Source organism: Metapseudomonas resinovorans DSM 21078, assembly GCF_000423545.1.
Classification (GTDB): domain Bacteria; phylum Pseudomonadota; class Gammaproteobacteria; order Pseudomonadales; family Pseudomonadaceae; genus Metapseudomonas; species Metapseudomonas resinovorans.
Genome location: NZ_AUIE01000005.1, coordinates 267,487 through 280,469 on the forward strand (window position 1 = coordinate 267,487; position 12,983 = coordinate 280,469).

The 12,983-nt window shown below is 63.8% G+C and carries 11 protein-coding genes; 7 read left to right on the forward strand and 4 right to left on the reverse strand.

What is annotated here, in order from left to right; genetic code table 11:
- Nucleotides 1-50: 50 nt before the first annotated feature.
- Nucleotides 51-1,424, forward strand: a complete 1,374-nt coding sequence (locus G559_RS0105920; RefSeq protein WP_028627362.1) for a glutamine synthetase family protein — start codon at nt 51-53, stop codon at nt 1,422-1,424.
- Between the two features lie 33 nt (nt 1,425-1,457).
- Here the strand turns inward: G559_RS0105920 and G559_RS0105925 are convergent, their stop codons facing one another.
- Both G559_RS0105925 and G559_RS0105930 read right to left on the reverse strand, forming a co-directional pair.
- The gene (locus G559_RS0105925; protein WP_028627363.1) at nt 1,458-1,805 is read right to left on the reverse strand and encodes a hypothetical protein; all 348 of its coding nucleotides are present in this window, start codon (nt 1,803-1,805) and stop codon (nt 1,458-1,460) included.
- A gap of 322 nt (nt 1,806-2,127) precedes the next feature.
- Nucleotides 2,128-3,621, reverse strand: a complete 1,494-nt coding sequence (locus G559_RS0105930) for an aldehyde dehydrogenase family protein (RefSeq protein ID WP_028627364.1) — start codon at nt 3,619-3,621, stop codon at nt 2,128-2,130.
- A 455-nt stretch (nt 3,622-4,076) separates the two neighbouring features.
- Between G559_RS0105930 and peaA the strand changes: the two genes are divergently transcribed.
- The 6 genes from peaA to G559_RS0105965 all read left to right on the forward strand — a co-directional run bounded on the left by peaA (nt 4,077) and on the right by G559_RS0105965 (nt 11,709).
- Nucleotides 4,077-5,594 (forward strand): quinohemoprotein amine dehydrogenase subunit alpha, encoded by a 1,518-nt coding sequence (gene peaA / locus G559_RS0105940; RefSeq protein WP_245586473.1) that lies wholly within the window; start codon nt 4,077-4,079, stop codon nt 5,592-5,594.
- Between the two features lie 73 nt (nt 5,595-5,667).
- On the forward strand, nt 5,668-7,098 hold the full coding sequence (gene peaB / locus G559_RS0105945) for a quinohemoprotein amine dehydrogenase maturation protein (protein ID WP_028627366.1): 1,431 nt from the start codon (nt 5,668-5,670) through the stop codon (nt 7,096-7,098).
- Nucleotide 7,099: 1 nt separating this feature from the next.
- On the forward strand, nt 7,100-7,423 hold the full coding sequence (gene qhpC, locus G559_RS0105950; RefSeq protein WP_028627367.1) for a quinohemoprotein amine dehydrogenase subunit gamma: 324 nt from the start codon (nt 7,100-7,102) through the stop codon (nt 7,421-7,423).
- A 29-nt stretch (nt 7,424-7,452) separates the two neighbouring features.
- Complete coding sequence (gene peaD, locus G559_RS0105955; protein WP_028627368.1) at nt 7,453-8,577, forward strand: quinohemoprotein amine dehydrogenase subunit beta; 1,125 nt, start codon at nt 7,453-7,455, stop codon at nt 8,575-8,577.
- Nucleotides 8,578-8,880: 303 nt separating this feature from the next.
- Nucleotides 8,881-10,581, forward strand: coding sequence for an AMP-binding protein (locus G559_RS0105960; RefSeq protein ID WP_028627369.1), 1,701 nt, complete (start codon nt 8,881-8,883; stop codon nt 10,579-10,581).
- Between the two features lie 99 nt (nt 10,582-10,680).
- Entirely contained in the window at nt 10,681-11,709 is a 1,029-nt protein-coding gene (locus tag G559_RS0105965; RefSeq protein WP_028627370.1) for an AraC family transcriptional regulator, read from the forward strand.
- Nucleotides 11,710-11,823: 114 nt separating this feature from the next.
- Here G559_RS0105965 and G559_RS0105970 read toward each other — a convergent pair whose 3' ends face one another.
- Entirely contained in the window at nt 11,824-12,345 is a 522-nt protein-coding gene (locus G559_RS0105970; RefSeq protein ID WP_028627371.1) for a gluconokinase, read from the reverse strand.
- A gap of 156 nt (nt 12,346-12,501) precedes the next feature.
- Nucleotides 12,502-12,846 (reverse strand): BRO-N domain-containing protein, encoded by a 345-nt coding sequence (locus tag G559_RS0105975; protein WP_028627372.1) that lies wholly within the window; start codon nt 12,844-12,846, stop codon nt 12,502-12,504.
- Between the last annotated feature and the right edge of the window lie 137 nt (nt 12,847-12,983).

Here is a 12,983-nt window from a genome sequence, read left to right on the forward strand (position 1 = left end):
TTCATCGCTGGGCTAAGCTTTCGGCAGTCCCCCAATCGAAGGACAGCCAGATGAGCGAACCACTCCTCAGCTTCGACGAACTCAAGCAAGCCGTTGCCAGCGGCGAGATCGACACGGTGCTGGCCTGCATGGTGGACATGCAGGGACGATTGGTAGGCAAGCGCTTCCAGGCTGAATTCTTCGTCGACAGTGCCTATGAAGAAACCCACTGCTGCAATTACCTGCTGGCCGACGACATCGACATGGAGCCGGTGCCGGGCTATGCCGCGGCGAGCTGGAGCAAGGGTTATGGCGACTTCGTGCTCAAGCCCGACATGAGCACCCTGCGCCGGGTGCCCTGGCTGGAAGGCACGGCGCTGGTGCTCTGCGACGTGCTCGACCACCACCATCGCGAAGACCTGCCCCACAGTCCGCGGGCCATCCTGAAGAAGCAGGTGGCGCGACTGGCTGAGCGCGGCTACGTCGGCATGTTCGCCTCGGAGCTGGAGTTCTACCTCTTCGACGAGAGCTACGACGCGATCCACAAACGCAACTACAGCCATCCGAAGACGGCCGCGCACTACATCGAGGACTACAACATCCTCCAGACCACGCGTGAGGAACCGGTGTTGCGCGCCATCCGCAAACACCTGCAGGCGTGCGGCGTGCCGGTGGAGAACTCGAAAGGGGAGTGGGGGCCGGGCCAGGAAGAGATCAACGTCCGCTATGCCGACGCCCTGACCATGGCCGACCGCCACGTCATCATCAAGCACGCCTGCAAGGAGATCGCCTACCAGCAGGGCAAGTCGATCACCTTCATGTCCAAATGGCGCTATGACCTGGCTGGCTCCAGTTGCCACATCCACAGCTCGCTCTGGGACAAGAAGGGCAAGAAGGCACTGTTCTTCGATGCCAAGGACGAGTTCGGCATGTCGAAGCTGATGCGCGGCTGGGTGGCGGGACAGCTCAAGTACGCCAGCGAGTTCACCTATTTTCTCGCGCCGTACATCAACTCCTACAAGCGCTTCCAGGCCGGCACCTTCGCGCCGACCCGCGCGGCGTGGAGCCGCGACAACCGTACCGCCGGCTTCCGCCTCTGTGCCGAGGGCAGCAAGTCGGTGCGCATCGAATGCCGCATCGGCGGCGCCGACCTCAATCCCTACCTCGCCTTTGCTGCGCTGATCGCCGCGGGCCTGGCGGGCATCGATGAACAGCTCGAACTGGGTGCGCCATTCGAGGGCGACGCCTACATGAACGACAGGCTGCCGGAGGTCGACAAGACCCTGCGTGAAGCCACGGCCGCACTGGAGGGTTCGGCCATGCTGCGCAAGGCCTTTGGCGACGAGGTGGTCGACCACTACGTGCACACCGCCGAGTGGGAGCAGAAGGAATACGACCGGCGCATCACCGACTGGGAATTGCAGCGCGGATTCGAGCGCTACTGATCCCGGCCGGCCCCGAAGGGCCGGCCGGGCCTATCAGCTCTCCTGGCGCCGCAGGCGAATGCCGTCCACTTCAACCTTGTCGCCAGGCTGGAAGCGCTGGCCGGGCGTGCGGAAGCGCCGCACCGAGCCGTCATCCATCTTCACCAGATAGGCCGGTTCGGCGAGGCCGCCGGATTCCTGGGCGGTGCCGCCACCGAAATAACCCACGGCCGCACCGGCCACCGCGCCCAGCGGGCCGCCAATGGCGCCAAGCATTAAGCCAGTCATGCCGCCGGTGGCTTTGCCGACGGTGGTGTCAGGGACTTGCGAAACAACCTCCGCGGCGAACGCGGCGGGGGAGCAGAGCAGGGCAAGGCACAGGGTGACGCTGGGGATTTTCATTTGAGGTTCCCTTCGTTGGGTGGAGAGCGAAGGGAGCGAATCATTTTCTGTGCCAGGATTTAAGTCATTGATAATCAATGGCTTAATCGATATGTAGTCATTGTGACTGTGGTTCTAATGACAGCAATTGTTGTCTGAATGACGCGCGTGCACCGAACCCCATCAACCCCGCAATGGGTTCCTACATAAAGCACGTGCGTGGCTCGGTTTTAGAGCTTGATCAGAAAGTAGCCCGGATGCAATCCGGGAGCGGCGTTGGGCCATTCCCCGGATTTCATCCGGGCTACAGAGCGGCGTGCGCATGGCGCACCGGCTTTCACGTTTACAGCTTGATCAGCACCGACTTCAGTTCGGTGTAGTGTTCGATGGCTGCTGCACCCATCTCGCGGCCGACGCCGGAGAGCTTGTAGCCGCCGAAGGGCAGGGCCGGGTCCAGGGCGCTGTGGCAGTTGACCCAGACCGAGCCGGATTTGATGCGCGGAATCATCTTGTGTACTGCCGACAGGTCGTTGGACCAGATGCTCGCGCCCAGGCCGTAGGGGTTGTCGTTGGCCATGCGCACGGCGTCGTCGATGTCGTCGAAGGGCATGGCGACCAGCACCGGGCCGAAGATCTCTTCCTGCACCAGGCGGTGCTGCTGGTCGACGTCGACGATCACGGTCGGCTTGACGAAGTAGCCGGGGCCGAAGCCTTCGCCGCCGCAGGCGATGGTGGCGCCCAGTTCACGGCCGAGGTTGATGTAGCCGGTGACGCGGTCCTGCTGCTTGGCGGAGATCAGCGGGCCCATCTGCACGCTCGGGTCCAGGCCATTGCCCAGCTTCATGCCATTGGCGATGCCGGCGATGTCGGCCACCACGTTGTCGAAGTGTTTGCGATGCACATAGAGACGTGAGCCGGCGCAGCACACCTGGCCCTGGTTGAAGAAGATCGCGGTGGCAGCGCCGGCGGCGGCCTCCTGCAGGTTGGCGTCGGGCATGACGATGGTCGGGGACTTGCCGCCCAGCTCCAGGGTCACGCGGGTCATGTTTTCCATGGCCGCCTTGCCGATCTGCTTGCCCACTTCGGTGGAGCCGGTGAAGGTCAGCTTGTCCACGCCCGGGTGGCGGGTGAGGGCGACGCCGGCATTCAGGCCGGTGCCGGTGATGACATTGAACACCCCGGCCGGGTAGCCGGCTTCCAGCACGAGTTCGGCCAGCTTGAGGGCGGTGAGCGGGGTCTCGTCGGCGGGTTTCAGGATCACGGTGCAGCCGGTGGCCAGCGCCGGGCCGAGTTTCCAGCAGGCCAGCAGCAGTGGGAAGTTCCAGGCGACGATGGCGCCGACCACGCCCACGGCCTCGCGGCGGATGAAACCGTGGAACTGGTCGTCCGGCATCAGCGGCATGGACACATCGACGGTGGCGCCTTCGATCTTGGTGGCCCAGCCGGCCATGTAGCGGAGGAAGTCGATGGCCAGCTGCACGTCCATGACCTTGGCCACGACGGCGCTCTTGCCGTTGTTCAGGCACTCCAGCTCGGCCAGTTCCTGGGCGTCGCGCTCCATCAGGTCGGCCAGGCGCCACAGCAGGTTCTGGCGCTCGCGGGGGCGCATGCGGCTCCAGGCGGAATCATCGAAGGCCTGGCGGGCGGCCTGTACGGCACGGTCGACGTCCTCGGCGGTGGCGGAGGGCACGTCACCCAGGACTTCCCCGGTGGCCGGATTGCGGAAGCTCATGGTGTTGCCGCTGGCGGCGTCCTGCCACTCTGCGCCGATCAGCATCTTCAGCTTGCGGTTGAGGAAGGCTTGGGTCTGGGGAAGGACGGGCAGGTCGACAAGCATGGAGGTAAGCCTCTGTTCATTGAAGTTGTACCCGGCTTTCGCAACCCCCATGCCAATGCCGTTGATCGTGCATAACGCAATGATTCATAAGGATTTATTCAAGAGGTGCAGTTTCCCGTCGGATTGCGCCCTGTTGCAGTTTGAGACGGGCTGAGACAGGCCTGGAACAGTCGCAGCGTCTACCTTTAGAAGGCGCTGCGCGGCCCCGTCTCAGGCTGGAACAGTCTGTCGCGAAATTAGACGCCGGGGCCCATGGCCAGCATCCCCGTCAAGCCTGTGTTTTACGGCTAAATCGTTGTTATAAAAGGATTTTCATTGGCATGGCACACATTATGTATTTGCCGTGACAGATGCACCTGCGGCCCAAGGGGTGCAAACCATAAGAACAACACCGTGGAGGTCTGACCTTGAAGACGACTCGACTCCGGCAACACGCGGGCTCCCTGGCATTGGCCATGGCGTCCCTGATGTTCGCCCAGGCCCATGCAGCGGAGGGCGGCGAAGCCATCCTCAAGTCCAAGTGCGTGGGTTGCCATATCCCCGAAGGCAACGACTCTTTCAGCCGTATCAGTCACCAGCGCAAGACCCCCGAGGGCTGGCTGATGAGCATCGCGCGCATGCAGGTGATGCACGGCCTCAAGATCAGCGACGATGACCGCCGCACCCTGGTCAAGTACCTGGCCGACAAGCAAGGCCTGGCACCGAGCGAAACCGAAGGCGTGCGCTACGCCATGGAGCGCAGGCTGAACACGGTCGAGACCTTCGACGACCACCTCAGCCAGATGTGCGGCCGTTGCCACTCCGGCGCCCGGGTCGCCCTGCAGCGTCGCCCCGCCAAAGAGTGGGAGCACCTGGTCAACTTCCACCTAGGCCAGTGGCCGTCCCTCGAATACCAGGCCCAGTCCCGCGACCGCGACTGGCTGGAAATCGCCCTCAAGGAAACCGTGCCGGACCTGGCCAAGCGCTTCCCGCTGGAGAACAAGGCCTGGGCCGATTGGCAGAAGGCCAAGCCCAAGGCGGACAGCCTGCCAGGGCAGTGGAGCTTCAGCGGCCACATGCTGACCAAGGGCGATGTGCGCGGCGTGATGACCGTGACCGCCGATGAAGGCGACACCTTCAAGGTCGAGGTGAAAGGCCAGTACGCCGACGGCACGCCGTTCAACGGCAGTGGCTCGGCCATCCTCTACAACGGCTACGAGTGGCGCGGCAACGTGAAGGTTGGCGAGACCAACCTGCGCCAGGTATTCGCTGCCCTGAACGGCGAGATGAAAGGTCGCATGTTCGAGGCCGAGCATGACGAGCGTGGCCTGGACTTCAGCGCCGCCAAGGAAGGCAGTGCCAAGCTGCTGGCCGTGCAGCCCGCCTTCATCAAGGCTGGCAGCGAAGCGGAACTGACCCTGGTGGGCAGTGGCCTCTCCGGTACTCCAGACCTGGGTGCCGGCGTCGAGGTGGTGAAGGTGCTGGAAGTCACCCCGAAACAGCTTCGCGTCAAGGTCAAGGCCGCAGCCGATGCGGCACCGGGCGTGCGCAGCGTGGCACTGGGTAAGCTCAATGGCGTCGAGCTGGCCGTCTACAAGGACATCGCCGAAGTGAAGGTGGTGCCCGAGTTCTCCATCGCCCGCGTGGGTGAGAACGGCGGCTCCACGCCCAAGGTGCAGGGCCGCTTCGAGGCCGAGGCCTGGGGCAAGGGCGCCGACGGCAAGCCTTACCGCATCGGCTACCTGCCGGCGAAATGGTCGGTGGAGCCCTTCGACGAGCGCGCCAAGGAAGACGAGGACGTGAAGTTCGCCGGCGTGATGCAGAAGGACGGCGTATTCATCCCTGGCGGTGCCGGCCCGAACCCGGAACGCAAGATGATGACCAACAACGCCGGCAACCTGAAGGTGATCGCCGAGCTGGAAGAGGGCGGCCAGAAGGGCGAAGGCCACCTGATCGTCACCGTACAGCGCTGGAACAACCCGCCGTTGCCGTAGCCGGCAGTGGCTCGGGCGGGTTCGTCCCGCCCGGATTCGCAACGACGATTGGGCAAATTTCCGGGAGGTCGCCATGGGCGCAATCTTGAATCTGGTCGAACGCAACCTGCACGAAGTGCGGGTGGATGCCGACCGCATGCTGTTCCACATCCCGAGCAGTTCGCTGTTCGCCACCGACGAAATCACCGGCGGCATCATCGACGCGCTGCGCCAGCAGAGCTGCTCGTCCGAGGATCTGGTGCAACGCCTGGCCGGGCGTTTCGCCGGGCAGGACATCGATGAAACCCTGCGCGAGCTGATCGCGCTGGAAGTGGTCAGCGACGGCTCGCCGCTGACGCCGGAAATCGGCATCAGCAAGGTGGAGCGCACCGCGCTCAATACCGTGGTGCTGAACGTCAACACTGGCTGCAACCTGAGCTGCACCTATTGCTACAAGGAAGACCTGGACAAGCCGTCGGCCGGCAAGAAGATGGGCGCGGAAACCGCCGAGGCTTCGGTGGAAATGCTGCTCAAGGAGTCACCCGACGAGGAGCGCTACAGCGTGGTCTTCTTCGGCGGTGAGCCGCTGTCCAACCGGCCGCTGATCGAGCACATGGTGGACTACTGCGAGCGACGTTTTGCTGAGGCGGGCAAGCAGGTGGAGTTCATCATGACCACCAACGCCACGCTGCTCACCGAAGAGATCATCGACTACCTCAACGCCCACCGCTTCGGGCTGTCGGTGAGCATCGACGGGCCGAAGACCGTGCACGACCGCAACCGCATCACCGTGGGCGGGCAGGGCACCTACGACGTGGTCCGGCGCAAGGTGGACCTGCTGCTGTCGCGCTACCGCAGCCGTCCGGTGGGCGCGCGGGTCACCCTGACCCGTGGCATCACCGACGTCGAAACCATCTGGAACCACCTGTTCAACGAGCTGGGTTTCGCCGAAGTCGGCTTTGCGCCAGTCACCTCCGGCGACATGGCGAACTTCAACCTGACCAGCGAAGAGCTGGTGGAAGTCTTCGCCAACATGAAGGCCCTGGGCCGTCGCTACCTGGAGGCGGCGCTGGAGCACCGCAACATCGGCTTCTCCAACCTGCACCAGCTGATCACCGACATCCACGAAGGCCACAAGAAGGCGCTGCCCTGCGGTGCCGGCCTGAAGATGCTGGCGGTGGACCACAAGGGCGAGCTGAACCTCTGCCACCGCTTCACCGGCTCCAGCCTGCCGACCTTCGGCAACGTGCACAGTGGAGTGAAGCAGGCCGAGCTCAACGACTTCCTCTCCCAGCGCCTGGACCGCACCGGCACCGGCTGCGACACCTGCCGCATCCGCAACCTGTGCTCCGGCGGCTGCTATCACGAGAGCTACGCCCGCTACGGCGACCCCACTCACCCGACCTATCACTACTGCGAGCTGATGCGCGACTGGGTGGACTTCGGCATCGAAGTCTACAGCCGCATCATGGCCGTCAATCCGGCCTTCATCAGCAGCTACATCTCCCCGCGGAAGGCGCACTGACATGAAACATCTGAAGCCGCTCAACAACAAAGCGCAAATGCTCGAAAAAGCCGCAGCCGAAGATCGCATCGAAGAAGTCATGGCCATGAGTGCGGTGGCCGGTTGTACCGCCACCACCGATCCGGGCTGGGAAGTGGACGCCTTCGGTGGCGTCGCCTCGCTCTGCCAGCCGATGGAAGCGGACCTTTATGGCTGCTCCGACCCATGCTGGTGGCCGGCCCAGGTGCCCGACATGATGAGCACCTACCAGGACTGGAACGCCCAGGCGACGAACTCGCAAGAGGATTGGCGCAACCTCGGCACCGTATTCCCGAAAGACAAATGACCGGCGACAAGAACAAGAGGGGAAACCGTATGAAACTCAAAGCCATCGCCAGCCTGGCGACCGCTGTCGCCGGACTCGCACTGGGCACCAGTGCCTGGGCCGCAGATGAGGCGGGTCCTGCGCTGAAGGCCGGTCATGAATACATGATCGCCACCAACTACCCGAACAACCTGCATGTGGTGGATCTCGCCACCGATAGCCTCTACAAGACCTGCCGCCTGCCAGACGCTTTCGGGCCTGGCACCGCGATGATGGCGCCGGACAACAAGACCGCGTTCATCCTCAACAACCACTTCGGTGACCTGTACGGCATCGACCTGGACGGCTGCAAGACCGTGTTCCACGCCAAGCTGTCGCGCAATCCGGGCGAGAAGGTGCGCTCGATGTTCTCCTTCGCGCTCAGCCCCGATGGCAAGGAGCTCTACACCACGGTCAACCCGACCCAGATGATGAACGACCATTACGTGGTCAAGCAGCCGCGCCTGGAGGTCTTCCGCACCAGCGACGGCCTGGACGCCAAGCCCGTGCGCAGCTTCCCGATGCCGCGCCAGGTCTACCTGATGCGCGCCGCCGATGACGGCTCGCTGTTCGTTGCCGGGCCGGACATCTACAAGATGGATGTGAACACCGGCAAGTACGAAGTGGCGGTGCCCGGCCGCAACTGGCAGCGCCCGAACTACAGTGCACCGGACGTGCTGTATTTCTGGCCGCACCAGAGCGCGTACCACGAGTTCTCGATGCTCTACACCACGGCCAAGTTCAAGGACGAAAAGCAGGACCTGGCCACCGCCGACTTCATCTACGGCTACGTCAGCATCGACCTGAAGACCGGCAAGGCCACCGTGCAGGACTTCGCACCGCTGACCGAGCTGTACTTCACCGGCCTGCGCTCGCCGAAGGACCCGAACCAGATGTTCGGCGTGCTCAACCGCCTGGCCAAGTACGACATCAAGGAGCAGAAGCTGATCAAGGCGGCCAACCTGGATCACTCCTACTACTGCGTCGCCTTCAACACCAAGGGCAGCAAGCTTTACCTGGCCGGCACCTTCAACGACATCGCGGTGTTCGATCCGGACAGCCTGGAGAAGATCAAGAACATCAAGTTGCCGGGTGGGGACATGTCGATCACCACGACCCAGGTGTTCGTGAGGTAAGGGCAGGGCGGCTTGCAGGCTCTCCTTGTGGGGGCGACTTCAGTCGCTAAGGGCAGCGCAGCTGCCCCATCGACCTTGATGGCAGGACTGCGTCCTGCATAGCGAATGAATTCGTCCCCACAGGCCGTTCAACCAGGACAGGGAGGCCGACCACCGGCCACCTGACAACCGAACCCACATCCGACCAATGGGTCACTAGACAGGAAAACAGGCTTTATTTACCTTTCCGTTTACGTAAAGGTAAATAAAGCCGACTACGTCATTCACAGCTGTATCCCAGTACAAAGACAAGAAGGGAAAGCCATGAATCACCAGAGCTATACCCGGGGGCGGCAGGACAAGGACCTGCTCGCCATGACCATAGGCGCGGCATTCGATGCCACGGTTGCCAAGTTCCCCGAGCGCGAGGCGCTGGTGGTCAGGCATCAGGGCCTGCGCTACAGCTGGCAGGAACTGGCCGAGGCGGTGGACCGCCATGCCCGCGCCTTGCTCGCCCTGGGCCTGAACAGCGGCGACCGCCTGGGGATCTGGGCGCCCAACTGCGCCGAGTGGTGCATCACCCAGTTCGCCAGCGCCAAGATCGGCGCCATCCTGGTCAACATCAACCCGGCCTACCGCAGCAGTGAACTGGAATATGCCCTCAAGCAATCCGGCTGCCGCTGGGTGATCTGCGCCGATGCCTTCAAGACCTCCGACTACCACGCCATGCTCCTCGGCCTGGTGCCCGAGCTGGCCGCCGCCGAGCCGGGCAGCCTGAACTGCGAGCGCCTGCCGGAACTGCGCGGCGTGGTCAGCCTGGCCGCCAACCCACCGTCTGCATTCCTGCCCTGGGCCGCCCTTCAGCAGAAGGCGGGCGAGGTGAGTGACCAGGCCCTGGCCGAGCGCCAGGCCAGCCTGCAGTTCGATGACCCGATCAACATCCAGTACACCTCCGGCACCACCGGCTTCCCCAAGGGCGCCACCCTCAGCCACTACAACATCCTCAACAACGGCTACATGGTCGGCGAGAGCCTCGGCCTCACCGAGCAGGATCGCCTGGTGATCCCGGTGCCGCTGTACCACTGCTTCGGCATGGTGATGGGCAACCTGGGCTGCGTGACCCACGGCTCCACCATGATCTACCCGGGTGACGCCTTCGACCCGCTGACCACCCTGCGCGCCGTGGCCGAGGAAAAGGCCACCGCCCTCTATGGCGTGCCCACGATGTTCATCGCCGAGCTGGATCACCCGCAGCGCGGGGAGTTCGATCTATCGAGCCTGCGCACTGGCATCATGGCCGGCGCTACCTGCCCGATCGAGGTGATGCGCCGGGTCATCAACGAGATGCACATGAGCGAAGTGCAGATTGCCTACGGCATGACCGAGACCAGCCCGGTGTCCCTGCAGACCGGCCCGGACGACGAACTGGAACTGCGCGTGACCACCGTCGGCCGCACCCAGCCGCACCTGGAGAGCAAGATCGTCGATGCCGAGGGCAAGATCGTCCCGCGCGGCACTATCGGCGAGCTGTGCACCCGTGGCTACAGCGTGATGCTGGGCTACTGGAACAACCCCCAGGCCACCGCCGATTCCATCGACCCAGGTCGCTGGATGCACACCGGTGACCTCGCCTCCATGGATGAGAACGGCTACGTCTGCATCGTCGGGCGCAGCAAGGACATGATCATTCGCGGCGGCGAGAACGTTTACCCGCGTGAGCTGGAAGAGTTCTTCTTCACCCACCCGGCGGTGGCGGATGTGCAGGTGATCGGCATTCCCTGCAGCAAGTACGGCGAGGAAATCGTCGCCTGGATCAAGTTCCACCCCGGCCACACGGCCACCGAGGACGAGTTGCGCGCCTGGGCCAAGGAACGCATCGCCCACTTCAAGGTGCCGCGCTTCTTCCGCTTCGTGGATGCCTTCCCGATGACCGTGACCGGCAAGATCCAGAAGTTCCGCATGCGCGAGATCAGCATCGAGGAACTGACCCCGCCGAAGGACGACAAAGTGACGGCGATACGGTAGGGCACAGCTCTTCGCTCTTTTGAGGGGGCGAATGAATTCGCCCCCTCAGGTAAAGCCCCTACAATGCCGCATCGCCGGAAATCAGTACCAAGGGAGACCATGACAGGCACGTCCGCCGAAAAAGGCACCATCTCCGTCCGCCTGGTTCACGAAGCCCTGCTGGAATTGCGCCAGCGGGGCTTCGACGATTCGGGGCTGCTGGGCCAGGTCGGCATCCCCGCCGAGCTGCTGGCCAAGCCCTATGGTCGCGTGTCGTCGCAGCTCTACGGGCAACTCTGGCTGCTGATCGCGCGGACCATGGACGACGAGTTCTTCGGTATGAACCCGCGCCGCATGAAGTCCGGCAGCTTTGCCTACATGACCCGCGCCGCCGTGAAGGAGCCCACCGTGGGCGCGGCCCTGGAACTGTCGCTGCGCTTTCTCGAACTCATCTTCGACGGCCTTTCTCCGCGCCTGGAGCGTCGTGGCGGCCTGGCGGAAATCACCCTGGACGAGCCCGAAGGCCAGCGAGGCCGGGCCTTCAGCTACTTCACCCTGTGGCTGATGATCCACGGGTTGCTGTGCTGGCTGGCCGGGCGGCGCATTCCCATCCTCGGTGTCGACCTGCGCTGCGCAGTGCCGGACTACATCGAAGACTACCGGGTGATGTTCAGCACCAACCTGCGCTTCTCCCGTCCCCAGAGCCGCCTGCTGTTCAATGCCGATTGCCTGGAGCTGCCGGTGCGTCGCAGCAACCGCGACCTCAAGCGCTTCCTTGGTGGCCTGCCGGCGAACATCCTGGTGCGCTACCGCGACCCGCAGAGCCTGGCGGCGCGGATTCGCGCCTACCTGCGCAGCATCAAACCCGAGCGCTGGCCCGATGTGGAGGCGCTGTCCAGCCACTTCTACATGGCGCCGTCCACCCTGCGCCGCAAGCTGGCCCTGGAGGGGCAGTCCTACCAGGGGCTGAAGGACCAGGTGCGGCGCGACCTGGCCATCGCCCGGCTGGACAACGGTGAGGGCAATTTCACCGAGCTGGCCTTCGAGCTGGGGTTTGCCGACACCAGCGCCTTCTACAAGGCCTTCAAGAAATGGACCGGTTCCACGCCGGGGCAGTACCGCTCATTGATCCACCCCGACTCAGGTTGAAGCGGTTTTCCGCCGCCCTATAAGAAATGGCACCGACCACGCCACGCACCGGCCGTTTTTCTGTGGGGGCGAATTCATTCGCGATTGAAATCTCTCCCACAAACGGGGATGGCGTCAGGCCGGCGCGTGCTGCTGCCACCACTGGTGGATGGCGCTGGCCAGTTCACCTACTGACAGGGTGCCGTCGAGGACCAGGGTAAGGGGTTCGTCCAGCGGCTCTTCCAGGTCGGCGAACTGGCTGTCCAGCAGGCTCACCGGCATGAAATGTCCGCGGCGCTGCGCCATGCGCTCGGCCGCGGCGGTGGGGGAGAGTTGCAGGTAGGCAAAACCCAGCGCTGGTATGGCATGGCGCAGGCTATCGCGGTAGCTGCGCTTGAGCGCCGAGCACGTGAGGATGGGATGTTCGCCTGCGCGGTAGGTCTGGCGCAGCTGTTTCTCGAGCGCATGCAGCCAACTGGCGCGATCCTTGTCGGTCAAGGGTTGGCCAATGCTCATCTTCTGGATGTTGCGGTCGGGGTGGAAGGCATCCCCCTCGATCAGCCGCGCCCCGCTGCGCACCTCCAGCGCCCGGGCCACGGCGGACTTCCCGCTACCGGCAACACCCATGATCACTACTGCGTTGATGGGCTCGTACATCGCGATATCTCTGCTGCTGGTACTTAAACAGTAGGCAATGTGAGCGAAAAGTGGGTTTCAGCCGCAGATTCGATGACCGCGAAGAGGTATTTGCCGGGACCCGCAGGATGGGTAGAGCGGAGCGCCGTCCGGCCCCGCCTACGATGGAGCGAGGCGCTAGCCGGCGAGTGCAGTTTGGCCCCACAACCCCCGCACCACCTCTTGACTCACCCACCTGCGCAGCAGGCGGTTTTCCGGGTGGTAGCAGTACATCCAGAGCAGGGCGTGCAGGCCGGACTCGCTGATCACCGTTTCTTCATTGAAGAGACTGCTGCCGTTTTTCAGCAATACGCGCCGGTGCTGGTCGGGGCAGAGTCTGCCGATGAGGCGGTCGTTGATGTCGGTGTTGAGCAAACGGCGCAGGTCGCGGGCGGAGAACCAGGCTTCGTGGCCGATGAGGAAGGCGCGCAGCGGGCGGCGGTGGCGGCGGAAGACCTGCGGGGTGATTTCGGGAAGGGTCATGGCAAAGCTCCATCCATTGAGTTGTGGAGCCGCCACCAAATCCTTGAAGGGTGGCGGACCGTGCGAGTGTGGAAGTACCGGAGGAGCATAAGGAGACCGGTCGGGCCGAAGCCCCCTCGCACGATCCGCCATAGACA

Bases quoted from the DNA above. Each gene is read 5' to 3' on its own strand.
- G559_RS0105920 (WP_028627362.1), top strand. From the start codon at position 51: ATGAGCGAACCACTCCTCAGCTTCGACGAACTCAAGCAAGCCGTTGCC.
- G559_RS0105925 (WP_028627363.1), bottom strand. From the start codon at position 1,805: ATGAAAATCCCCAGCGTCACCCTGTGCCTTGCCCTGCTCTGCTCCCCC.
- G559_RS0105930 (WP_028627364.1), bottom strand. From the start codon at position 3,621: ATGCTTGTCGACCTGCCCGTCCTTCCCCAGACCCAAGCCTTCCTCAAC.
- peaA (WP_245586473.1), top strand. From the start codon at position 4,077: ATGGCGTCCCTGATGTTCGCCCAGGCCCATGCAGCGGAGGGCGGCGAA.
- peaB (WP_028627366.1), top strand. From the start codon at position 5,668: ATGGGCGCAATCTTGAATCTGGTCGAACGCAACCTGCACGAAGTGCGG.
- qhpC (WP_028627367.1), top strand. From the start codon at position 7,100: ATGAAACATCTGAAGCCGCTCAACAACAAAGCGCAAATGCTCGAAAAA.
- peaD (WP_028627368.1), top strand. From the start codon at position 7,453: ATGAAACTCAAAGCCATCGCCAGCCTGGCGACCGCTGTCGCCGGACTC.
- G559_RS0105960 (WP_028627369.1), top strand. From the start codon at position 8,881: ATGAATCACCAGAGCTATACCCGGGGGCGGCAGGACAAGGACCTGCTC.
- G559_RS0105965 (WP_028627370.1), top strand. From the start codon at position 10,681: ATGACAGGCACGTCCGCCGAAAAAGGCACCATCTCCGTCCGCCTGGTT.
- G559_RS0105970 (WP_028627371.1), bottom strand. From the start codon at position 12,345: ATGTACGAGCCCATCAACGCAGTAGTGATCATGGGTGTTGCCGGTAGC.
- G559_RS0105975 (WP_028627372.1), bottom strand. From the start codon at position 12,846: ATGACCCTTCCCGAAATCACCCCGCAGGTCTTCCGCCGCCACCGCCGC.